Below are 21,999 nucleotides of genomic sequence, written 5' to 3'. Positions count from 1 at the left end.
AGCCGTTCGCCGGGTCGCCGCCGACCGTTCAGCGAAGCTTGCTCAGCGTCCGGGCGTACGAGGTCCACTCGGCGGCGTCGCCGACCTCGGCGCGTACCCCTGCCTCCTTCATGATGGAGAGCACCCGCTCGGCGGGCGCCTCGGCCAGCTTGCCGAGGGTGCCGATCCCGGCGCGGGTCAGCGCCGCGCGGGCCCTGGTCGGCACCCCGGCGAGCATGGCGATGTCGGCGTCGCCGACGTTCTCCAGCTCCGACTCGATGCCGAGGGCGGCGGCCACCGCCGACTGGGCGCCGACGGTGGTCCGGACGATCGCCGCCTCCCGCTCGCTCACCTCGGCGAACATCGCGTCGAGGCTGGGGTAGCTGCTGTCCGCCGGCAGCACCTTGAGCACGTCGCGGACCGTCCGGCCGTCGGCCACCTCGTCCTCGCCGAAGAAGCGGACGAACTCGACGAGCTTCACCTCGCGCGGGAAGCGCTGCCGGACGTCCGGGGTCTCGACGGCGTACCGGTCCAGATAGGCGGCGCCGCGGACCTTCGGCCCGGCGACCACATCCACACCGAGGGTCTCCACGGCGGGCAGCACGATGGTGCCGGCCTTGGTCTGCCAGATGCTGACCTTCTTGTCCAGGAACATCGTGGTGCCCATGTACTTGCCGAAGTCCAGAGCGCCGATGTAGTTCGGGATCTGCTCGATGGTGTACGGGCCGGGAACGACCTTGTTCTCGTGCACCGTCGAGTGCAGCCGGTTGATCTCGGCGCGGATTTCGTCGAGCAGTCGGCGCAGGCTCACCCGCATCGCGGCCATGCAGGTGAACGCCTTGGCCAGGTCGGTGCCGAGGTGGTCGAGGTCGTGCTCGATGCGGTGGAACCGCTCGTTGAAGCCCTGTTCCCCCGGCGTCTGCCCGGCCTGGACGACGTCCTCGCCGTCGACCCAGTCGGTGTGCGCGAAGGTCCGGGCGAACGGCGGCGGCGCGCAGCCCGGCTCCACCGCCGGGAACGGCTCCGCGTAGCTGAACACCCGCTTCGCGGTGCCCACGTTCTCGTAGATCCAGGAGGAGACCAGCACGCTGGCGTCCGAGGCCGGGATGCCGTGCCGCGTGAACGTCTCGTACAGCTCGGTGACGGTCATCCCGTCGTAGTTGATCTCGCTCGCCATGGTGGTGTCCCTCTCAGAGCTGGTCGTACACGCCGCGGTGCCGGCGCTGCTGGAAGGTGCGGAAGGTGCGGGCCACCGCCGGGCGCAGGGGCTCGGCGGTGCCGTCGGCGTCGAGGTCGACGTGGTCGCGCCGGATGCCGAACGTGTTGATCTCCACGCCGAGCGGGCAGACCCGCATCAGCGCGTTCATCAGCCGCTCGTACTGGGCCAGGGTCAACGCCACCGAATCGGGCAGCTCCACCCGGAACTCGTACGGGTCGGTCCGGCCGGTCCGCACGTAGGACAGCGCCACCACGGCGACCAGGCCGGCGTGGGTGGGCCGCAGCGTGGTCCGCGCGCCGACCGCCTTGATCTCCGCGGTGCCGCCGCCGAGCCCCACGGTGTACCAGCGGAACCCGGTGGCCCGCCGCTCGGCCAGGTTCAGCCCGGCCTGCGGCAGCCCGACCACACCGCACACCAGCAGCACCCGGTTGCCGGTGTCGACCAGCGGCAGCGCGGCGGCGAGGTGCTGGTCGCGCAGCAGGCCGACCAGCCGGGCCAACCGGTCCGCCGCCGCCGGTTGACCGGCGATCAACGCGGCAGCCAGCGCGGCCGGCAGCTCGATGGTCTCCACCAGCTCGTCGGGGAGCCGGTTGAGCGCGGCCACCACCGGCGCCGGATCCCGTACCGCGGGCAGACCGGCGGCGGCCAGGGCCGCATCGACGGGCTGCCCGGCGGGCCGGGTCGGCACGGCCGCCCACCGGGTCCGGGCCGCCGCGTCGGTCAACGGCGTCCAGGCCGGCTCCCCGGCGTCGGTCCAGGCCCGCGCGGCGGCGGTCAACCCGGCCAGCAGCAGCGCGTTGCCACCCGGGTCACCGGGAGCGTGGAACTGCGCCTCGACCGGCGTGTCGGCGCCGACCGCCGCGCTCAGCGGCGCGGTCACCGCCAACCCCCGGGTGGGCAGGTGCGACAGGTACATCCTGGTGGTGCTGATCCGGTGCGCCGTCTGCACCCCGCACACCCGCCACAGCCAGGCCAGCTCACCGTCGGCGGCCACCGTGGGCACACCGGCGGCGCGCGCGGCGGCGATCAACGCCTCGGCGGTCCGGTCGGCGGTGACCGTACGAGCGGTGTCCAGCACCCGGTTGCGCAGGTCGGTGGCCTGCGCGGGGGTCGGCCAGCTGACGTCGACGCCGAGGCCCAGCTCGTAGCGGCTGCCACCGGTGTCGTCCTGGGCGCGGGTCACCTGCCACACGATGGACGACCCGAGCGCCCGGCAGACCCGCCCGGCACGGTCCAGCGCGGCGGCCAGCGGCGGCGCCACCGCGTGCGCGCTGTCGAAGGCGTACGACTGGCGCAGGCTGGCCCGCAGCGCGGTGACCTCGGCCAACCGGCTGGCCGGCAGCGCCCGCCCGGCGTGCACGGTGTTGTTCGGCGGGGTGTTCGCCGGCAGCACGAGGCGATCGCGGCGCAGGTGGGCGAGGAAGTTGGTGCGGTGCTGCGGATCGCCGACGGCGACCAGCCGGATCGCCACCGCGAACCGGTCGTCGTCCTCGCGCAGGGTGAAGCGGGCGCCGCCGGGCAGGTCGGCGAAGAGTCCGGCGTTCGGGTCGGTGTCCGCGCCGGGGCCGTTGAGCAGGCGGCGCACCGCCCCCGGGGTGGGCAGCAGGAACCGCCGGTACAGGCCGAGCCGGTGCGCGTACGCGGCGTCCGGCTCGTGGGCCGGGGCGGCCAGCCGCCGGGCGTACACCTCGCCGCTGGCCGGCTCGTGCACCAGCTCGTCGACGAAGCGGGCCACCCCGACGTCCGCGCCGATCCGGTCCAGCGCGTCGCGCCGGGCGTGCGCCAGGGTCCGGTACGCGTGCACCTCCCGCGCCGCGCGACGCAGCCGGTGCTTCTCGTACGACACCAGGTAGAGCAGCCGGCCCAGGTTGCCCTCGACCACGGCCAGCTCGGCCAGGGCGGTGAGCGCCGTCCCGGTGACCGTCGTGGCGGCGGCGTCGACGGTCCGCTCGGCGGTCACGGCGACGGTGAACGGCGCGACCAGCGGCTCGTCGGCGGTGTCCGGCGCGTACGCGGGCACCGACGCCCCGGCGGCCGACCAGGGCGCGAAGACCACCGGTGGCAGCACCCGCTCACCGGTGCCGCCGGGGTCCACGGTGACGGTCACCCGGACGGTCTCCTCGACCAGGTCACGGCGCAGCACGACGGTGAGCAGCGGGTGCCGACTGGTCCAGTCCACCGCGGCGGCGCCGGTGCCGGCCAGCGGCACCACGACCCGCCGGACGGTGCCCGGGTACGGGCCCTCCAGCTGGTCGACGAGGTTGCGTTCAACGGACGGGTCGGCGCCGTCCACCGGCACCCGGATGTCGGTCATCGCGCCTCCGCTCAGACGATCCGGAACGGCCGGGGATCGTCCCGGTCGACGTAGACGGGCACCTGGTTGGCGGCGAGCACCGCGTTGTCGCCGACCGGCAGCCGTTGCACCCCGTCGCCGGTGGGCGCGCTGCCGGTCACCACCACGGCCGAGTCGGCCGGGAAGCGGACCAGCCGCAGCTCCCGTACGTCGGCGACGCCCGGCTCGTTCATCAGCGTCCAGATCACCTCGGCGGCCCGGACCGGCTCGCCGAAGGGCAGTTCGTCGACGTAGCGGCGCAGCCGGGCGTGCAGCCGGGCGCGCAGTTCGGTGGCGGCGGTGGAGGCGTTCACCGTCTCCTTCGAGCCGGTGGGCAGCGGCAGGCCCCGGACGACCAGGTCGGCCTCGACGCCGATGCCGACCTCGTCGGCCCGGTCCACCGAGGCGAAGATGCCCACCGGGCGCAGGTCCTCGATGACCGACTCGACGGCGGCGTGCAGCCCGTCGGGGCCGTCCCAGATGGCGGCGGCGGTCGGCGCGACGAGGACCGTGACGTAGTACGGATTGCCCAGGTCGCGTTCGGTGCTGAACACCCGCTCGATGAAGGTGAAGTTGCCGAAGATGGACTGGTTGAGGTCCAGCCCGCCCCGGCCGTCGAAGACCTGCACCTGGCGTACGCCCGGCACGGTCGCCACGGCCAGGCCGATCGCCTCGGCCGTCCAGATGGAGCGGGGCGCGGCGAGCAGCAGTTGCCGGTAGCGGGCGTCGGAGACCTGCTGCTCCCCACCGGTCAGCGCGACGGTGTGGGTGATCTCCACCAGCTCCGCGCCGGCGGCCTGCTCGGCGTCGTCCAGGTCGGCCAGCAGGGTGTCGGCCCGGTTCCACCTGTCGATCTTCTGGCTGGCCTGGGTCGGGTCGAGGTTGTGCGCCGGGCCGGGGTAGAACGCGGCGACCGCCGGTACCCGTTCGCCCACGGCGGCGGAGAGCACCACCGTCTCGTCCAGGGCCACGTGGTGCCCGCCGGGCGTGGAGAGCCGGGCGCCCCGGGGCAGCGTGAGCTGGGTTCGGCCGGTGGGCAGCGCGGCCGTCAGCGTCAGCTTCACGGTGCCCCGCGCCGGCAGGTACGGCCGGGGGATGCCGAGTTCCTCGCCGAGGCGGGTCAGCGCGTCGGCGGTCGCCGACACCACGTACGAGTTGTCGTAGACGGCGCCGAGTGCCGCCCACAGTCGGGCGTCCTCCAGGGCGGCCAGTTCGAGGACCTTGCGCAGGACCGCGCCGCTGGTCAGGTCGATGTCGTCGCCGAAGAGCAGCCGGGCGGTGGCCAGCTTCTCGGCGAGCAGCCGGGCGAAGGACTTCGGCACGAAACCGCTCTCGACGATGCCGAAGCCGGTCGAGCCGGTGGCCCGCAGCGCGGCGGCGTCGACGGCGAGGACGTCGGCCAGCTCGGCCGGGAGGGTGGGATCAGACACTGGGCAGCTCCCCGAGATGCACCGAGAGCCGGTCGTCGGTGATGGTTTCGAACTGGACCTGCACCTGCAGGGTGCGAGAGGACCGCAGTGCGGCTGCCGCCGCGTCGTCGGCACGGCCCGCGCCGAGCCGGCCGTCGTCGAGGTTCACGTCGACGATCTTGCGGACGCGGGGGTCGCGGTCGAGCAGCGTGATGATGCCGATGCGGACCTGCTCGCGGACGAGGTTGGGTTCGGTCTGCTCGGCCAGGGCGTTGAGCCCGTCGAAGCCGAAGGTGGCGTCGAAGACGTTCGAGCCGCGCAACGTGGTCAGCGCCACCGCGAGGCTCTGCGCCACGTTGCCGGTGCCGGAGACGAGGGCCAGCACCCGGCCGTTCGGGCCGTCGTCGAAGACGACGTCGCGGGCCAGGTCGACCCCCGGCATGGTGGGTTCGAAGGCGAGTCCCCAGCCGAGGTAGCGGCGCTGGGCGGCCTGCCGTTCCCGTTCGGTGCGATCCATCTCAGACCGCCCTCAGCGTGCTCTGCCCGGCGGTGGCGGCCAGGCCGGAGGTGCTGCCGTTGGTGGCGCCGCTGAGCGTGTCCAGCGCCACCCCGACGCCGGCGACGTGCAGCTTCTGCGCGGCACCAGACGCCGACATGACGTTCTTGCACTGCACGGTGGAGCTGCTGTCGGTGATCGTGCACCCGGTCACCGACTTGCCGCTGATGCCGTCGGGGCGGACCACCGGGGTGCCGGCCACCGTCAGCTTCGACTGCCCGGCCGGCGTGACCGCGCCCTGGTTGGGGCAGTGCACGTCGCTCGACGTGGTGAGCACGAAAGCCATCTCGCTCTCCTCAGTGGACGTTCATCGCGTTGTCGACCTGCACGTCGACGTCGGCGGCGGCGATGCTGACCGTGCCGCCGCTGATGTTCACCGCGCCGTTGCCGGCGTCCAGGTCGATCCGGGTGGCGGTGATGGTGATCGAGCCGTCCTGCTTCATGACGATCGACGAACCGCCGGCGGCGTGCTCGATGGTGATGCTGTCGGCCTCGTCGGCGCGTTCCGGGCGTTGACCCCGGCCGTGCAGCTGCGCCCGGCCCACCCGCACGGTCAGCTCACCCAGCTCGATGACCCGGTTGCCGTCGGCGTCGGTGAGGTCGTGGGTCACCTTGCCGTCGTGGTCGGCGGGCACCACCGTGTCACCGATCGACGAGCGGCTGCTGCTGGCCACCCCGACCGGCAGCGACAACCACCAGTCCCCCGGTTCGGAGACCGGGGCGTGCCCGGTGGGCCAGAGCGCGCCCACCTCCACCGGGTCGTCCGGCGCGCCGTTGCGGTAGGCCAACGCCACCCTGGTGCCCGGGTAGCGGGGCAGGATCAGCCCGCAGCCGCCCCAGGCGAACGGGGTCAGGTAGGTCACGCCGGGCAGCGGCGCGGGCTGCTCCCGGCGTACCGGCAGGCGGCGGGCGCCGTTGGGCCGGCCGTCCGGCCGAGCGAGCCCCTCCCACACCGTCTCGGTCTGGGCGGGCGGCTCGACGGCGCCGCTGGCGTTGGTGGCCGCCGCGCGTACCTCGCCGATCTCCAGGCCACGCGTCTCGCCCCGGGCGGCCCGGGCCGCGCGGCGCACCGCCTCGGCGGCGGCCACCCCGGGCGACGACGCCGGGCCGGCCGGCTCGGCGGTGCCCACGCCGGAGGCGTCGCTCCAGCTGTCCCACGCCTGCGCGCCGGAGGTGACCTCGACGCCCTGCACCACCGTGACGAACCCGGCGGTACGCGACAGGGTGTGCCGTGCGGCGCTGAGGTAGAGCAGCGTCGCCCCCGCGCCCAGCTCCCCGGTCGACGGGGCGAACGGCGCCGCGAACGAGCCGAGCAGCGCCGCGCCGACGCTGCCCAGCGTGGTGGCCTCGTCGGTCGCCGGTGGGTCGAAACGCACCAGGTCGCCGGGCTTCAGGTCGGGGCGGCCCTTGAGGGTCAACGTCCACGCCCGGCGGCGTGGCGCGGCGGTGCCGCCGGCCTCGGTGGCCGCGTACGGGTCGGTGTCCTGGCCGCCGTTCTCGGTGCACTCCAGCAGGCCGGTGGCGAGGGTGAGCGGCTTCGGCTCCCCCTGCGGGTACGGGATCGGGCGTTTGCCGACGTGCACGGTGCCGTCGCGGATCAGCAGCATCCCCCGCCCGTACGCGTTGAGGGACTGTTGCAGCGCGCCACCGATGCGCTCCAGGGCGGCGCGGTAGAGCAGCCCGGTGCCGAAGGCGACCCGTTCGTCGCCGGCCGCCTCGGTGGCGCCGGAGGTCATCGTGCCGTCCGGGTTGGCGCCCCAGGTGGCGATGTCCACCCTGGTCCGTTGGGCGATGGCGCGGACCGCGGCGCTGAAGTTCGCCGCCTCGAACCGCTCGGCCACCCGCTGCCCGAGGCGCGCGTACGCCTGCTCGACGAGGGTCAGCTCGGTGTCGTACGTCCGTTCGCCGGTGAGCCGGCGCACCTTGGTCACCCGCAGTACGGCGACCAGCGCCTGGGTCAGTTCGGCCGACGTCGGGCCGGCGTTGACGCCGACCAGGTTGGTGAAGAACGCGCCGACCGAGGTGTTGGCGTCCCGCCAGTACAGGTGCAGTTTCGCCACCAGCGGCGGTTGCCCCTCGGCGGTGCGCAGCGCGGCGAAGTGTTCGTCGATCAGCCCCTGCACGGTGATCGTGTACGCGCCGGGGCCGAGCCCGTCGGGCAGTGCCGCGTCGATGGCCGCGTAGTAGTCGGCGCTGGACAGGGTGAGCGCCGCGTCGGGGCTGATCCCGGTGCTGGTCTCCCGGTGCAGCGTCAGCGTCCAGCCGGCGTCGTTGCCGACCGCGCCCTGGCGTACCTGGCCGCTCTGGAACGGCGTGAGTGTCATCGCAGCACCCTCCGCAGCTTCTTGTCGAGCAGGTAGCGGTAGCGCAGCTTGCCGGGGCCCAGCTCGGATTCGACGCGCTGCGCGGGTGGGCGGCGACGCCAGACGAACTCGTTGATCGGTGGCGGACCGAAGTGGTCCGCCGCGCGGTCGGCGGGCCGCCAGGCCAGGGTCAGCGACGAGCCGTAGTCGCCGGAGCCGCGGACCGTCCCGGCGTGCAGCAGCCAGGCGAGCACCACCACCTCGACGGCCACCGGTGCGGACGGCGTGACGCTCGACGGGCCGGCGTCGGGGCACACCCGGCGCAGGCCTGCGGCGAGGGGCACCGAGCCGAGGATCCGGGTGCCCTGGCGGACGACCAGGCGCAGCGGCACCCGACCGACCAGCGCGGGTGGCCGGGGCGTGGCCGCCGGTGCGGGTCGCGGGGCCAGGTCGTCGGCGGAGGTGCTGACCACCGCCAGGGGGTCGGTGGCGAGCCACTGCCGGGCCAGCCCGGTGGGCAGGATCAGCACGGCGTGCACGCCGGCACCCAGCTCGACGCGGTGCGGCAGGCCGGCGGTGAGGCTCTGTCGCACCTCGGTGAACCCGTCGGGCACCTCGACGGGTGTCTCCGGTAGCAGGTAGCGGTCGATCGGGAACGGTGGCATCAGTTGCCCAACCCGTCGGCGAGCGCGCCGACTCCGATGCTGGCCACGTCGAGCAGCTTGCCGAGCAGGCTGGGACGGGGCACGTGGACGAGGGTGATGGTGGTGTCCAGGACGTCCCGGCGGGCGGCGGAGGCGCTGAAGGTCAGTGACTGCACCTGCATGTCGGTGCGGATGGTCATCGACGTGACGAGGATCAGCCCGCCGAACCGTCCGCCGGAGTACGCGGCGAGGGCGGTGCCGCGTTTGCTCGCCTCGGCCATCGTCTCCAGGGCGAACTTCCAGGCGTAGCGTTCCGCGCCGACGAGCACCCCGGTCAGCGTGATGGTGTCGTCGTGGGTGGCCACGATGGCCTTGTGCGCGGTGGAGCCGATCGGCGGCAGGTGGTAGGTCTGGGCGAGCGAGATGGCGGTGACGGCCCAGAGCGGGATCGGCAGCACCCCGTCGCTGATGATCGCCGACGGCACCGTGCCGTAGCGCATGAAGCTGCTGGTGATGGCCATGATCAGCGCCCTCCGGTGGGTGGCAGCGGCACCGGCGTACCGGTGGCTTCGACGGCCAGGCCCAGGTCGCGCAGCGCCTGGGTGATCTCGCGGACCTCGCCGGCGGCGCTGGTCACCCGCAGTCGCAGCCGGCGCTCCTGAAGTGCCGCGCTGATCCGGGCGGGCCGGGTGGACGCGGAGCCGCGCCGGTTGATCCGGTCGATCTCGGCGGCGGCGTCCTCCATCCGGGAGATCGCGTCCAGGATGCGCGGGTCGGGAGTGAAGCCGGGGTCGTCGCGGTGCAGTCGGGCGATGGCGTCGCGGAAGTCGGCCGCGTCGCGGCGCAGGTTGGTCACCAGGTTGTCGGTGAGCGCGCTGACCCCGCCGACGCTGGACGCGCGGTGCGACTTGTCGTCGATGAGCCAGACCCAGCCGTCGTGGCCGATGCCGACGAGGTCGGTGCCGGCGACCTTGACGTTGGCGTCCGGTCCCTTGAGGAACAGCTCGATGCTGCTCAGCGAGAAGGCGGCGCTGTACTCGCCGAGTACGCCCCGGCCGTAGGTGACCATGTCGTGGCGCAGGTAGGCGCGGAAGCCGGCGCTGTCGTCGGCGCGTCCGCCCCGCTCGCGGAAGCGCCGCCACAGGGTCGCCAGGGCCTCCGGGTTGTGCACGGCGAGCTGCTGGGTGAGCCAGACGTCACCGGTGCCGGCCACCAGCGCGCGCAGATCCGGGTCGGCGATGCGGGCGAGGGCCTGGGCGAGGCGGGCGTCGCCCATCTGCAGGCCGCGCGAGCGGGCCCGCCCGAGATCGTCCACGGCGGTGCGCAGCCGGGCCAGTTCGTCGGGGGTGAGCCGACCGCCGAGGCGGGTCTCCAGGTCCGCGACGGCCGCCCGCTTGCCGGCCTCGGACTCGGCGGCCACCGCGTGCCACAGCGCGGCCGGTTCCAGCTCGGCGGCACGGCGCAGCGCGGCCTGCCGGTCCGCCGGCATGGCCCGGAACGCGTCGCCGACGATCGCGGTGGGCTCGACGTGCCGGCCGGCCGCGCCGCCGCCGGCGTCGAAGTCGCGCAGCAGCGAGTCGGCGTACGCGGCGGCGCCGTCGGCCAGTCGCAGCGGCGCGTCGCCGACGATGCCCTCGCGGGGTCGGCTCAGCTCCCGCATCTCGGTGCTGAGCTGGTCGAAGTACTCGCCGAGGGTGGCCACCCGCACGCCCTCGGGCAGGGTGCCGCCCTCCAGCACGTGATCGAGGATGGCGGCGATGTTGTCCCGCAGCACGGCGATGCGTTCCAGCCGGTTGAGCGCGTTGCCCAGGTGCAGGTCACCGACGTCGTCGACGATGCGGCGGATGAGGTGCTCCAGCAGCCGACGCGAGCGGACCTCGCCGGCCTCGCTGTGCTCCGCGATGGTCCGCATGAACCGGCGCAGCCGGGGGTTCGCGTCGGCGGCGGCGTGCACGGCGGCGGCGTCGAGGAACCGGCCGGCACGGAACCGGCGCGGCCCGGTCACGGCCGCACCACCGGGACGCGCGGCCCACCGGTGGCGGCACCGGCGTGCTGCGAGTCCAGCACCATGAGGATGAACCGGGCACCCTCGGGGCCACCGACCGCGCCGCTGAGCATCGCCTCGCGCTCCACGTACGCCAGCACCGGCTCCATCAGCTTCTGCACCACCCGTTCCAGCACCTCGTTGAGCAGGATCTCGGTGAGGAACGCCTGGAGCAGGTCACGGGAGGCCGCCTCGATGATCTGGCGGGTGACCCGGCGCACCACGTACCCCCGGGCGGCGCGCAGCCCCGCGCGGACGCCGAAGCGCAGGGCGACCCGGCCGCCGCGCACGGCCGCGCCGCCGATCGTGCCGGCCTCGGGGATCAAGGACATGGCCAGCCCGAGGTACGCGGCGAACAGCTCGACCTCGACCTCGGTGCGGGTGAGCACCAGCTCCGGGTCGAGCAGGGATTCGTAGAGGCGGGCCCGCTGGTGGGCGTGTGCCACGTCGACGGCGGCGACGGCGACCCCGACGACGAAGCCCAGCGGTGGGCAGAGCACCGACAGCGCGATGATCCCGACCATGATGCCGATCCCGGTCAGCGCCTCCCGGCCCAGTTCGGTGTTGAACAGGCTGTCGGTGCCGGTGGCGTAGTACAGGTTGCCGCCGAAGAACTCGCCGATCTGCTGGTGGGTGACGAGGTGGATGCCCTGCAGCGCGAACTGCCCGCCGGGGATGGTGGCCGACGGGATGTGCTCGCTGATCCGGCTGGACCGGAAGGCGAAGCGGGCGTCGGCGCGGGCGCGGCCGAGCATCTCGGTGTTGTTGCGCTGCATGTCGTGCAGCACCCGCCACAGCTCGTCGCGGATGGCCGAGCGGTCGCCGGCGAAGCGGGCCAGCACGTCGGGCACGTCGGTGATCTGCTTGACCAACGGGTCCACGCCCTCGGCCTCGCCGCGCTGGATGACCAGCGCCTGTTCGATCTCGGCGAGGGTCCAGAGCACCGCGTGCGAGTCGCGGATCCGCGTGGTGCCGTCCCGCTCGACGATCTCACCGGCCGCGCCGGGGCTGGTCAGCGTGGCCTCGGCGGCGAGGAACGCGGTGGAGATGGCACGGGCGGCCCCGTACCAGGCGGTCGACGGGTTGGCCATGCTGACGGTGGCGAGGGCGCCGCCGCCGACGTCGGTGTGCTCCTGGGTCCACCGGGCGGCCTCGTGGCGGCGTAGCCGTTCACGCAGGCCCTGCAGTTCGGCGTAGTCGGTGAGCTGGGAGACGATCAGCCGCTCGAAGATCGGCGCGTACCGCTCGAAGTTGGCGATCCGGGCGTTGATGCCGCTGCGGGAGCTGAGCAGCAGTTGCACCAGCATGGCCTGGCTGCCGACGATGAACAGCTGCCCGACGGCGCCCTTGACGGCCGGGCTGAGCGCCTGGACGAAGTGCAGGTTCCAGGACGCCGACGAGTCGATCCAGCCGCCGCGGATCCGGGCGAAGTGCTCGGGCTGGCGGTAGCGAGCCATGACCAGTCGGGCGAGATGGTCCAGGCGGGGCACGACCCCGGCCAGGTGGCGCAGGACCTGCACGGCGGGCGAGGCGACCGGCCGAAAGTCCAGCGGCCCGAGCCGGCCGGTGCCCTCCGGCACGGGCCGGGTGAACGCCTCCCGCTCGGCCGATCCGACCAGCAGGCTGATCGCCGCCGCTCGACCGCGCAGCACGGCGGCGGCCTGGAGGCAGAAGTTCGCCGGGTAGCGGCACGGCTCGCCCATCTGCAGCCGGAACGCGATGTCGTCCATGAGCCGGCGCAGCTCGTCGCCGTCCGGGCCGAGCGCGTCCAACTCCGGCTCGCCGTTGAGCGGGGCGCACGCGGGCATCGCGGAGTGTCCACCGGCCACGACGGGGAACCGGCTGCCCTCGACGCCGGCCGGCGCGCTCGGGCTGCTCGGGTCGAACACGAATCCGCCCCGGCGTCCCCCACCGGTGCCGTCGCCGGTGCCGCCGGCGCCACCACCCGGGCCGGTGCCCGTGCCGACGCCGGCGCCGCCCGGTCCACTGCCGGTGCCCGAGCCGGACCCGCCACCGCTGCCCGAGCCCGTGCCGGTGCCGTCGCCGATGCCCCCGCCCGCGGGCGCGTTCGGGTCCGCCGCGGTGGTCGGGTGCTGCTCCACGCTGATCGGCAGCAGGTTCGCCGTGCCGGTCCAGTGCAGGTTCTCCTCGGTTTCCGCGGTGCTCACCAGCAGCAGGGACACCCCGCCGACGCGGACGACCACCAGGCTGCTCGGTGTGGACCCGCCCACCGAGGCGAGGATCGCGTCGACCCGCCGGTTCACCTCCGCGTCGACGGCGCGCTCGAGCTGTGCCTCGTACTCCGCCACGCTGGTGGTCTCACCGCGCGGCTGGGCGGTCCGTAGGCGCTGCCGGATGTCGGCGCTGAGCTCGTCGTCCACCACCGCCACCAGGGCGACCCGGTCGGCGACCGGCCGGCGCTGCACCGTCCCGGGCTGCGGGCTGGGCACCCGCGCCTCCACCTCGAAATGCGGCTGCGGGGTGGCCCGGAACACCGTCTCGCCGAACGTGTCGAACGTCAGCACCGACAGTGGAGTCGTGGTCACCATGATCGCCCAGACCTGGCGTCCGTCGGAGCCGACCACCCGGGCGATGATCCCCTGGGGGGCGCCCGAGGGCAGACCACCGTGCTGGCGTACCGCCTCGCGGGCCAGCTCGGCGAAGTGACCGACCAGATACGTGGCCGGCCGCAGGAACCACTGGTAGGTCACCGGCGGCGGATCGTCGCCGTCCACCGGCACCTCGGCGGCGTCACCACCGTCGTCGTAGGACGGCACCCGGTAGACGGCCAGCAGGTGACGCATCCGAGACGCGTCGAACACCTCGCTCGGCGGCCGGCTCAGCGGCACGGCCACACCGGCGGGCAGCCCCGGATCGAGCCGCGCCGCGGTCACCACCTCGTCGACGCGCCGGCGCAGCCGGGCCTCGAACGCCCGCCGCTCGTCCGGGGACACCCCCGCCACCGCCGCGCCGGTCCAGCGGAACTCCGGTGCTTCGGTGCGTACCTCCAGGTAGCCGCCACGGGGCGCGACCACCTCGCGCCGGGAGCGTTCCAGGGCGCGCGTCAGGGCCGCGGCGAGCGCCTCGGTCACCACCTCCGGTCGCGCGGTCACCGACCGGGCGTCCAGCCGGATCCGCACCGGCACGTGCACCGAGATGGCCATTGTCAGGACCGCCCGTCCAGGTGCGCGGCGAGCCGGGCCAGCGCGAGGTCGGCGAGCGCGTCGGCGTCGAGGGCGCCGCCGGCCGCGACCACCTCGATCTCCACCGGGAAGTGGTACGCGATGACCGCGCGGTCGTCCTCGGCCACCTGCTCGGCCTCCGCCTCGCTGCCGGCCGCCGGCAGCACCAGCTCACCCGCGTGCACCAGGGCCAGCCCGGTACGGGTGACCCGGGCGGCACGGCCAGCACCGGTCGCCATCTGCTACCTCCGGTCAGTCGTGGGTGGGGTCACGGCAGGACGGACGGGTCGCCGGTCTTCGGGTCGACCGACGCGGCCAGGCTGAAGCCGCTGAAGGTCGCCGCCGGTGCGCCCGAGATGGTGGCCGTCGTCGGTGTCGCGCTGGTGATCAGGCAGTCCCGCAGCACGAACGACGAGAACGACCAGTCGTCGCCGGTGTGCTCCAGCAGCGCGATGTCGAACAGCTCGCCGTCGAGCGCCAGCTTGGTGAGCCGGCCGGCGACGTCCCCGATGGCCTTGACGGTCATCGTGAAGTTCATCGACACCGGCGCGTGGATGGCGCCCAGGTGGGTCACCTCGCACGAGTGCAGGGCCTCGACGTTGAGCGAGAAGGACGGGCTGAACGAGTCGATCGGGCTGATCAGCACGGTCTCGGTGCCCTTGGTGTACTGCACCGCGAGGCGGGTCTTCCACTCCATGGTCTGGTTCCTCCGGGTCAGAACTTGGCCACGAGCGTGACCAGCAGGCGGCTCACGGCAGGGCCGTACGTGACGGTGACGACCAGGTCGACGGTGCGGTCGGCCCGGGCGGCGGTGACGATCGAGGTGTCGGTGGCGGTACGGGCGACCTCGGGGATGCCGAGGATGTCCAGCACCGGGATCTCGATCTGGTAGTCGTCGATCACCGCCTGCCGCTTGAGCGGACCGAGGATGCCGTCCACCTGGGTCTTCAGCAGGGTCATCCCCGGCTTGGTGATCCGCGCGTCGCCGACCAGGCCGATCAGGCCGGCGCGCAGCATGAACTCGATCTGGTCGAGGGTGCGCACCAGGTCGACGTGCAGCAGGCTCGCGTCGGAGGTGAACAGCCGACCGTCGGCGAAGTGCAGGCTCTCCCCGGTGATCAGCGTGGGATCGATGATCGGCGTGAGGTTGGCCTCGGAGAGGCCCTTGATCTCCGCCGGGCTGTACTGCTTGGCCACCGGGATGGCCACCCCGCGGATCTTCTTCAGCACGATGCTGTGGTGCACCGGCAGGCCGGCCACGGCAGCCATCGCGGCGGTGGCCGCGTCGCCGTCCGCACCCCGCGCCGCGATCATCACCATCCGGCTGGTGCTGCTCTTGAGCGGGTTAGCCGCGGTGGTGACGTCGGCGACGTAGGTGGGGCCCTTCTCGGTGGCCGGGTTGACCATCGCGAAGCCGATTCGCCGCTGGCCGGCCGCCGACATCGTCTCCACGTGCGCCTTGAGCGCCTGCAGCCCGGTGGGCGCGCCGGCGCCGGCCGGGTTGCCGACGGTCGACTCGTTGGCCAGCGACACCATGGTCACGTCGTCGGCGGCCTCCAGGCCGCTCAGCGCGGCGGCGTAGTCGTCGCCGGCCACCTTCACCCCGTACACCTTGGCCGGGCGCGGGTCCTGCAGGAACGCCAGTTCGAGGGAGTTGTAGAGGGCGTTGCGGACCACGCTGCCGGCCTGCCGGCGGGCGAAGTTGGTGACCGCGTCGTCCAGGGTCTCGATCCGGACCGGCGTGTTCGCCGGCGCCGAACCGCCGTCGGCCGTGGACGGCGCCTTGCCCACCACGGCGACGACGCCCGGCGAGCGCTGGGCCAGCGGCGCCGGTGGCGGCACGATCCGGACCTCGATGAACGGGAATGCTGCTGTCGGTGCCACGGGTCCTCCCGGACGAAGGTTGCTGCTCGGTCGATGGGCGGCTGCCGGCCGTTGCGGTCGTTGGGGCGGCTGCCGGCCGTTGCTCGTGCCGGCGGCCGGGCGTCTCAGGTCGGCAGGGCGGCGAGCCCGATGCCGCTGCCGGCTAGCCACTGGCCGGCCCGCGCGAAGCGGGCGGCCCGTTTCTGCGCGTCGGTGCCGGTGTCGCCGCCGGGCCAGCCGTCGTCGTCGAACGTCTCGATGGGCACCACCCAGACGGCGACCACCCGATGTCGTCGCCGGACGTCGTCCGGCGACGGCACGTCCAGGCCCAACTCCTCGGCGCGGGCCCGTACCAGACGGGTCTCGACGAGCAGGTCGGCCAGGGAGAAACCCTTGTCGCGGACCAGTACGGCGGCGGCGAACGGCAGCGGACGCGGGGTCGGCGGGGCCGCCGGCGCGGCGGCGTATCGCAGCTTCACGGTGGCCCCGGCGGCCTGCCCGCGCATCCGCGCCACCAGGTCACCGGCGTTCGCGGCGCCGACGCCGGCGAGCAGCCGGTCCAGGTGCGAGTCGGTGAACGCGGCCGGCTGGTGCAGTCCGGCGCGTAGCCGGGCCACCAGCCGGGTCCGGCGCTCGGTCTCCAGGGCCGCCGGGTCGGCCGGCAACGCGCCCAGCTCGGCGATGATCTGCGGGTCGACGTCGAACGCGGGTACCGCCACGTCGACGTCCTCGACCCGGTCCCGGGCCGTGCTGGTCCGCACCACCAGGCTGCCCCGCCACAGGGCGTCGATGCGCAGCGCCGAGCCGCCGAGACCGTGCAGGCGTACGCGCAGCTCGGTGCGGGTGGTGCCGCCGGAGCCCAGCCACTCCCCCTCCGCCACGGTCACCGGCGCGGCGGCGAAGCCGAGGGTCAGCTCGTCGAACACCGCCGCGTACGGTGGCGCGACCGGCATCGCCTCGGTGTCGTACGCGGCCTCGACCAGGTGGGCCAGCGACGCGTCGTCGAACACGGCGGCGCGGGTGCCCGGATCGGCCAACCGCACCAGCACCCCGTCGACGAAGTCCACCGCACCGGCCTCCTCGCTGCCCGCGCCGGTGCGTTCCGCCCGGCTCGGCACGAGGATCGCGAAGGAGCCGTCACCCGAGCGTCACCGCCACCGTCACCGTGCCCGCACGAGGCACCGACTGTCGGGAACTGAGCACCGACACAGCCATCGGCCGCCGCCGGGGCGGGCGCGAGTCGACGCGGCAGGCGTGTCGTTCGTCAGCAGGGCGCGGCCTCGTCGAGGACGACGCGCATCGGGTGCGGGGCGGTGGCGGCCACGTCGCCGAGCACGGCGAGCAGCAGCGCGTACTGATCGGCCGGCTCGTCGACCAGCAGGTGGCCGGCGTCGGTGATCAGCAGGGTGAGCGGGCCGGCGTCGAGCCGGTCCCGCAGCACGTCGGAGAGGGCATCCCAGGTGTCCCCCAGGTACGCCGGCAGGGCCAGCGCGGCGGTCAGCGTGGCGAACAGACCGGCCCGGGTCCGGGTCGCCGCTGCGGGCAGCACCACCGCACCCGGCTCGTCGAGGTCGCCGTCGCGGCCGACGATCAGCCAAGCGCCCCTCCGACCATCGTCCCCGTCGACCATCGCGTACCTCCTGTTCTGACCCGGGGTGACCGCGCGGGGCCGGCCGCCACCGGCCGGCCCCGGTCGCTCAGAGCCGGTAGAAGTCGGTGTAGTGGTTGGGCGAGAACCAGGTCGCGCCGGTGCTGCGGTTCACCACGATCCGGTACGCGTCACGGGCCGCGCCCTGGGTACGCGGGTAGACGTCGTACTCGTAGTAGGTGGCGTTGGTGGGCAGTTGTCCCTCGTAGTTGTAGAACCGGCCGCCGGCGAAGTTGGACAGTCCGCCGCTCCACGAGTACCAGCCGCGGCTGGTCGGGAAGCCCTTCGCGGACCATCCGGAGCGGGCGGCGCGGGCGTCGGCGCAGCGGCTGATCGTGCAGGAGCTGTAGACCGCAGCCGAGGCGGAGTCGGTCAACCGGGGGGCCACCACGGACGGGCCGACCAGCGCGGCGGCGACCATGGTGAGCAGCAGGGCGAGAGTGGTGGTACGCCGGCGGATCGCGCCGAGCGTGGCCAGCGGGGACACGAGGGTGGACACAGGCTGCCTCCAGACCATTCGATCCATCGATCCGCTTCACTGTCGGATCGGACCCAGTCTCACCGCTACCGGTCGGCTCCGACACCCCTCGGCGGCCCAACTGCTCCACAATGCTCGGTGAACCCCGGATGATCCGCTCCCCCGGCCCGCCCGACCGGAAGGAGCACCAGCATGCCGATGCTCACCCACAGGTACGCGTTCACGCCGACGAACCCCACCGGCCCGGCCCAGCCGTTGCTGAACACCCAGACCAGCCCACTGCACAGCACCACGTACGCGACGCCGGCGGCGTACAACCGTCGCCGCGCCACCCGATCCGAGGGCGGCCACGGCAGCGTCGACGCGACGAGCACCACCAGGCCCGGCACCAGCCACACCAGGTGGTGCACCCAGGTGACCGGGCTGAGCAGGCACGCGGCGACACCGGTCACCGCGAAGCCGGCCCGCTCGTCGCCCCGCCGCACCGCCCGGCGGACCCGCACCACCCACACCGCCAGCACGGCGACGACCAGCACCAGCCACAGTCGCCGGTCCGGGTGCGCCGGATCGAGCCGGGCGACCAGGCCGAGCAGCGACTGGTTCGCCACATACTCCAACCGTCCGACGCGCTCGGTGTCCCAGAGCGCCTCGGTGAAGAAGGTCCGGGTCGCCTGTGGGGCGAGCACGCCCGCGAGCACGGTCGCGCCGACCGCCGTGCCGACGGCCGTGCCCGCGGCCCGCCACCGCCCGGTGACCAGCAGATACCCGATGAAGACCGCCGGGGTGAGCTTGACCGCGGCGGCCAGCCCGGTCCCGATGCCGGCCAGTCGACTGCCCCGCTCCAACAACCACAGATCCAGGTAGACCAGCGCCACCAACAGCAGGTTGACCTGACCGAAGCTCACCGTGTCCCGTACCGGGTTCAGCCCGGCCAGCAGGCAGCACGTCAGCGCGAGCGCGTACCAGCGGCTCCACCCGTACCGCCGCGCCAGCGGGTCCACGAGCAGGTGCAGCAGGAGCGCCACGGCCAGCGCGGTGAGCAGCAGGTGCGCCACGATCGTCGGATACCAGGCCAGCGCCGCCATCGGCAGCATGCAGAGCGCGGCGAACGGCGGATAGGTGAAGCCGTACCCGTTGTGGGTGGTCCACCCGTACAGGTCGCCGCCGCGCGCCCAGTGCCCGACCGCGCCGTGGTAGACCCCGACGTCGAACCAGCCCCGATGCCCGGGCACCATCGCGATCACCACCGCGAGCACGGTCACCAGCCCGACCACCGTCGCCACCCGCAGCCGGGTCGCGCTCATCGCGCCACCTCCACCGGGGCGATCGGCCTCAGCAGGCGCAGCGAACCGACCACGAGCAACCCGACCAGCACTCCGGCGACGGCCAGCGCCGCCTGCGCCGCGTCCGGGCCGAAGCCGCTGGGCAGCGCCACGAACGCGAGCACCACCGCGCCGGACGCGGCCGCCGGCCGCGCCCACCCGTGCGGCGCCGACGCCGCGATCACCACCAGGCCCCACAGCGCGTACCACGGCCGGGTCGCCGGGCCCAGCAGCGCCGCCGCCACCAGCGCCAGACCCAGCGCGTACGCCGGACCGAGCCGCCGCCGATGCCACCACGCGGCGACCGCCACGGCCAGTGCGGCGGCGACGCCCAGCGCGAGGCACAGCCGCATCGGGGCGTCACCCAGGTGCAGGCCCAACCGTCCGGCCGCGCGCGACGCCACTCTGCCCAGCGCGCTGGAGACCGACCAACTGTGCCGGTACATCGGTGTGCCGAGGGCGCCGATCCACCCGTACCCGATGCCGGTGGCCCAGGTGACCACGGCGGCGGTGCCCACCGCGACGCCGGCGGTGCGCGCCACCGAGGCCGGCAGCGCCCGGTGCCGCGCGGCGAGCGACACGACGACCAGCAGCCCGATCACCGCCGGCACCTTGACCAGCGCGGCGAGGGTCACCAGCACCGTGGCCGCGCCGTGACGGTGCTCGAAGGCGAGACTGAGCCCCGCCACCAGCAGCCCCAGCATCACCGCCTCATTGTGCGCGCCGGCGACGAGATGCAGGGGGACGAGCGGGTTGAGCACCCCCAACCAGAGCGCGGCGGCCGGGTCGACGCCGCAGTGCCGGGCCAGCCGGGGCAGGTACACCAGCAGCAGCGCCACCCCGGCGAGCGCCACCACCCGCAACCCCAGCACGCCCAGCACCAGCGTGCCGCCGCTCGCACCGCTCACCACCGCCGCCAACGCGAGGAACACCGGTCCGTACGGCGCGGGCGTCTGCTGCCACATCTGCGGCACCTCGGCGGCCAGGGCCCCGCCGAGGTACGCGACGCCGTGGCGGTACACGTCGACGTCGGCGAGCACCATGGCGCCCTGCGCGAGATAGCTGTACGCGTCGCGGCTGAACAACGGCGGCGCCACCAGCAACGGCCCCGCCCAGCACGCCAGCGTCACCGCCGCCGAGCGCCGACCGACCCCCTGCTCGGGTGGGTGCGGGTGCCGCCCGACCTCCGGCGGGTGCGGCTGTCGGCCGGCCCACCACCAGGCGGCGGTGAGCAGGGTCAGTCCGGCGTACCCGCAGAGCAGCCCCGGCCCGGCGAGCTGCCGCAGCGCGCTCCACCAGGCGGCGTGCGCGCCGACCGGCAGCGCGCCGGCCGCCAGGCCGGCGGACGCCACCAGGGTGGCACCGGCTCCCCCGAGCAGCCGGTACGCGACGACGGTCGGCAGTGTGCGCACCCGGGCAGGATGTCGCCCCCGACTGACCGGCACACGACCGCCCGACGATCTTCAGGCGACGGCGTGGTGTCGTCCGGGTCGGGCCCGTGCCGTGCCGGCGTGGCGACGGGCATATCGGTCACCGGTTGTTAGCGTGGCGTGCGGATCCGTGACCGTGGAGGGGTGCCATGACGGACGCCCCCGATGGGAGGCCGAGACCCGCGGACCAGTGGCGACATCGAGGCGTTCGCGGGCTGACCGTCGCCCGCGACGTGAGTGTCCGCGGTTGGCGGTGGTGGGCGCGAAGCTGGGATCGGCTGGTCGCCGCACTTCAGGACGAGGCGCCCGTCGGCTCCGCGGCCGGCCCGACGCCGTCCGGCCCGCTCGTCGAACAGCGCGACGCGCCCCGACTGATCACGGTCCCCGCCCGGGGCTACGTGTACTCGTTCCACATCCGCGCCACGTTCGCCTGGTCGTCACCGGCGAGTCTGCGCTCCGAGGTGCTGAGTTGGTACGTGCAGTACTTCCAGCCCAACGCGATCCAACGGCTGACCCGGCTCGCCGCCGACGCCGCCCGGGACCTGCCGCCGCACCGGGCGGGCGATCTGGAGGTGGCGTTGCAGCAGGCGCTCGCCGACGATCCGGAGTGGTCCTACGAGCGGGGCGAGGTCGTCATCACCTGCCGACCCGACGCCGCCGTCCGCCTCGACGAGCGGATCATGCCGGCGCTCCAGCCGCACGTCGACCGGATGGTGAAGCTGGAGTACCAGTTCGACGAGCAGCTGCGCAAGGCCCGGTACGCCGAGGAGCTGAGTCGACGTTGGATGGCCATCCTGAGCGACGACGCCGACGACCAGGACGTGGCCGACGCCCGCCACCACCTGCTCAACGCCCATCGCGAAGCCACGAGATGGATCACCGAACTCCTGCACCACCACGCCGAACCCCCCACCGACCAGGTAACCCCACCCCACCAACGCCCCGCCCCCTGACCCGCCCCCTCCCCGCCCCCTCCGCACCCCTCCCCCACTCCCGCCCACTCGCACCCCCGCCCACTCCCTGGGACTGTACAAATAACGGCTGATCGACCGATCAAGGGAGAGACGCCAGATGACGACCGAGACGACCGTGGGACAGCCGGCCGCCGAGCCGGTGGGTGCGGTGACGGATGAGCAGTTGATCGCGATGCTGGCCGATCGGGCTCGTGGGGACGGGCTGCGGTTGACCGGGGAGGGTGGGCTGTTGCAGCAGCTGACCAAGCGGGTCCTGGAGTCGGCGCTGGACGGCGAGATCACCGACCACGTCGGCTACGACAAGCACGACCCGGCGGGTCGAGGCAGCGGGAACACGCGTAACGGCAGCCGGACTAAGACGGTGCTGACCGATGTCGGGCCGGTCGAGGTGCGGGTGCCGCGTGACGCGGCGGGGACGTTCGAGCCGCAGATCGTGCGTAAGCGGCAGCGCAGGCTGTCCGGGGTCGATGACATGGTGTTGTCGTTGTCGGCGAAGGGGTTGACGCACGGGGAGATCGCCGCGCACTTGGCCGAGGTGTACGGCGCCGAGGTGTCGAAGCAGACGATCTCCACGATCACCGACAAGGTGATGGACGGGATGGTCGAGTGGCAGAAC

At 73.8% G+C, this 21,999-nt stretch carries 20 protein-coding genes; 2 read left to right on the top strand and 18 right to left on the bottom strand.

Annotation, left to right across the window (positions count from 1 at the left end):
- Positions 1-28: 28 nt before the first annotated feature.
- The 18 genes from AB0H52_RS23395 to mptB all read right to left on the bottom strand — a co-directional run bounded on the left by AB0H52_RS23395 (position 29) and on the right by mptB (position 20,391).
- A complete protein-coding gene (locus AB0H52_RS23395) occupies positions 29-1,156 on the bottom strand; it encodes a hypothetical protein (protein ID WP_151489589.1) in 1,128 nt (375 codons plus the stop codon).
- A 13-nt stretch (positions 1,157-1,169) separates the two neighbouring features.
- The gene (locus tag AB0H52_RS23390; RefSeq protein WP_357949961.1) at positions 1,170-3,512 is read right to left on the bottom strand and encodes a hypothetical protein; all 2,343 of its coding nucleotides are present in this window, start codon (positions 3,510-3,512) and stop codon (positions 1,170-1,172) included.
- An 11-nt stretch (positions 3,513-3,523) separates the two neighbouring features.
- A complete protein-coding gene (locus tag AB0H52_RS23385) occupies positions 3,524-4,960 on the bottom strand; it encodes a baseplate J/gp47 family protein (protein WP_357949958.1) in 1,437 nt (478 codons plus the stop codon).
- Positions 4,953-5,456, bottom strand: a complete 504-nt coding sequence (locus AB0H52_RS23380; protein ID WP_151489586.1) for a hypothetical protein — start codon at positions 5,454-5,456, stop codon at positions 4,953-4,955. The genes AB0H52_RS23385 and AB0H52_RS23380 overlap by 8 nt, the downstream gene beginning before the upstream one ends.
- 1 nt (position 5,457) lies before the next feature.
- Positions 5,458-5,781 (bottom strand): hypothetical protein, encoded by a 324-nt coding sequence (locus AB0H52_RS23375; RefSeq protein ID WP_357949955.1) that lies wholly within the window; start codon positions 5,779-5,781, stop codon positions 5,458-5,460.
- 10 nt (positions 5,782-5,791) lie between these two features.
- Positions 5,792-7,819, bottom strand: a complete 2,028-nt coding sequence (locus AB0H52_RS23370) for a hypothetical protein (protein ID WP_357949952.1) — start codon at positions 7,817-7,819, stop codon at positions 5,792-5,794.
- Positions 7,816-8,463, bottom strand: coding sequence for a hypothetical protein (locus tag AB0H52_RS23365; protein ID WP_357949949.1), 648 nt, complete (start codon positions 8,461-8,463; stop codon positions 7,816-7,818). The genes AB0H52_RS23370 and AB0H52_RS23365 overlap by 4 nt, the downstream gene beginning before the upstream one ends.
- Positions 8,463-8,963 carry a hypothetical protein gene (locus AB0H52_RS23360; RefSeq protein WP_151489582.1) on the bottom strand — a complete coding sequence of 167 codons (501 nt, stop codon included), beginning with the start codon at positions 8,961-8,963 and terminating at the stop codon, positions 8,463-8,465. The genes AB0H52_RS23365 and AB0H52_RS23360 overlap by 1 nt, the downstream gene beginning before the upstream one ends.
- 2 nt (positions 8,964-8,965) lie before the next feature.
- Positions 8,966-10,447, bottom strand: coding sequence for a hypothetical protein (locus AB0H52_RS23355; RefSeq protein ID WP_151489581.1), 1,482 nt, complete (start codon positions 10,445-10,447; stop codon positions 8,966-8,968).
- The gene (locus tag AB0H52_RS23350; protein WP_192580240.1) at positions 10,444-13,650 is read right to left on the bottom strand and encodes a hypothetical protein; all 3,207 of its coding nucleotides are present in this window, start codon (positions 13,648-13,650) and stop codon (positions 10,444-10,446) included. The genes AB0H52_RS23355 and AB0H52_RS23350 overlap by 4 nt, the downstream gene beginning before the upstream one ends.
- A gap of 2 nt (positions 13,651-13,652) precedes the next feature.
- A complete protein-coding gene (locus AB0H52_RS23345; RefSeq protein ID WP_151489580.1) occupies positions 13,653-13,907 on the bottom strand; it encodes a hypothetical protein in 255 nt (84 codons plus the stop codon).
- A gap of 29 nt (positions 13,908-13,936) precedes the next feature.
- The gene (locus AB0H52_RS23340; protein WP_007460824.1) at positions 13,937-14,365 is read right to left on the bottom strand and encodes a hypothetical protein; all 429 of its coding nucleotides are present in this window, start codon (positions 14,363-14,365) and stop codon (positions 13,937-13,939) included.
- Positions 14,366-14,382: 17 nt separating this feature from the next.
- Positions 14,383-15,552: a hypothetical protein gene (locus AB0H52_RS23335; protein WP_357949944.1), complete on the bottom strand. Its 1,170-nt coding sequence runs from the start codon at positions 15,550-15,552 to the stop codon at positions 14,383-14,385.
- Positions 15,553-15,656: 104 nt separating this feature from the next.
- Positions 15,657-16,649 (bottom strand): hypothetical protein, encoded by a 993-nt coding sequence (locus AB0H52_RS23330; protein WP_357949941.1) that lies wholly within the window; start codon positions 16,647-16,649, stop codon positions 15,657-15,659.
- Between the two features lie 146 nt (positions 16,650-16,795).
- Positions 16,796-17,161 carry a barstar family protein gene (locus AB0H52_RS23325; protein WP_151489577.1) on the bottom strand — a complete coding sequence of 122 codons (366 nt, stop codon included), beginning with the start codon at positions 17,159-17,161 and terminating at the stop codon, positions 16,796-16,798.
- A gap of 67 nt (positions 17,162-17,228) precedes the next feature.
- Positions 17,229-17,678: a ribonuclease domain-containing protein gene (locus AB0H52_RS23320; protein ID WP_225854410.1), complete on the bottom strand. Its 450-nt coding sequence runs from the start codon at positions 17,676-17,678 to the stop codon at positions 17,229-17,231.
- Between the two features lie 65 nt (positions 17,679-17,743).
- Positions 17,744-18,961 carry a glycosyltransferase 87 family protein gene (locus AB0H52_RS23315; protein WP_357949937.1) on the bottom strand — a complete coding sequence of 406 codons (1,218 nt, stop codon included), beginning with the start codon at positions 18,959-18,961 and terminating at the stop codon, positions 17,744-17,746.
- Positions 18,958-20,391 carry a polyprenol phosphomannose-dependent alpha 1,6 mannosyltransferase MptB gene (gene mptB, locus AB0H52_RS23310; protein WP_357949935.1) on the bottom strand — a complete coding sequence of 478 codons (1,434 nt, stop codon included), beginning with the start codon at positions 20,389-20,391 and terminating at the stop codon, positions 18,958-18,960. The genes AB0H52_RS23315 and mptB overlap by 4 nt, the downstream gene beginning before the upstream one ends.
- Before the next feature lie 251 nt (positions 20,392-20,642).
- Between mptB and AB0H52_RS23305 the strand changes: the two genes are divergently transcribed.
- Together AB0H52_RS23305 and AB0H52_RS23300 are read left to right on the top strand one after the other, a co-directional pair.
- Positions 20,643-21,362 (top strand): hypothetical protein, encoded by a 720-nt coding sequence (locus AB0H52_RS23305; protein ID WP_357949932.1) that lies wholly within the window; start codon positions 20,643-20,645, stop codon positions 21,360-21,362.
- Positions 21,363-21,555: 193 nt separating this feature from the next.
- On the top strand, positions 21,556-21,999 hold a 444-nt coding region (locus AB0H52_RS23300; protein ID WP_357949997.1), incomplete at its 3' end, for a transposase.

This window comes from Micromonospora sp. NPDC050695, assembly GCF_040654415.1.
In the GTDB taxonomy this organism is placed as follows: Bacteria; Actinomycetota; Actinomycetes; order Mycobacteriales; family Micromonosporaceae; genus Micromonospora.
The sequence above is the reverse complement of the archived record's forward strand: the minus strand, read 5'-3'. Positions and strand labels throughout refer to the sequence as shown.

Bases quoted from the DNA above. Each gene is read 5' to 3' on its own strand.
- AB0H52_RS23395 (WP_151489589.1), bottom strand. From the start codon at position 1,156: ATGGCGAGCGAGATCAACTACGACGGGATGACCGTCACCGAGCTGTAC.
- AB0H52_RS23390 (WP_357949961.1), bottom strand. From the start codon at position 3,512: ATGACCGACATCCGGGTGCCGGTGGACGGCGCCGACCCGTCCGTTGAA.
- AB0H52_RS23380 (WP_151489586.1), bottom strand. From the start codon at position 5,456: ATGGATCGCACCGAACGGGAACGGCAGGCCGCCCAGCGCCGCTACCTC.
- AB0H52_RS23375 (WP_357949955.1), bottom strand. From the start codon at position 5,781: ATGGCTTTCGTGCTCACCACGTCGAGCGACGTGCACTGCCCCAACCAG.
- AB0H52_RS23370 (WP_357949952.1), bottom strand. From the start codon at position 7,819: ATGACACTCACGCCGTTCCAGAGCGGCCAGGTACGCCAGGGCGCGGTC.
- AB0H52_RS23365 (WP_357949949.1), bottom strand. From the start codon at position 8,463: ATGCCACCGTTCCCGATCGACCGCTACCTGCTACCGGAGACACCCGTC.
- AB0H52_RS23360 (WP_151489582.1), bottom strand. From the start codon at position 8,963: ATGGCCATCACCAGCAGCTTCATGCGCTACGGCACGGTGCCGTCGGCG.
- AB0H52_RS23350 (WP_192580240.1), bottom strand. From the start codon at position 13,650: ATGGCCATCTCGGTGCACGTGCCGGTGCGGATCCGGCTGGACGCCCGG.
- AB0H52_RS23345 (WP_151489580.1), bottom strand. From the start codon at position 13,907: ATGGCGACCGGTGCTGGCCGTGCCGCCCGGGTCACCCGTACCGGGCTG.
- AB0H52_RS23340 (WP_007460824.1), bottom strand. From the start codon at position 14,365: ATGGAGTGGAAGACCCGCCTCGCGGTGCAGTACACCAAGGGCACCGAG.
- AB0H52_RS23325 (WP_151489577.1), bottom strand. From the start codon at position 17,161: ATGGTCGACGGGGACGATGGTCGGAGGGGCGCTTGGCTGATCGTCGGC.
- AB0H52_RS23315 (WP_357949937.1), bottom strand. From the start codon at position 18,961: ATGAGCGCGACCCGGCTGCGGGTGGCGACGGTGGTCGGGCTGGTGACC.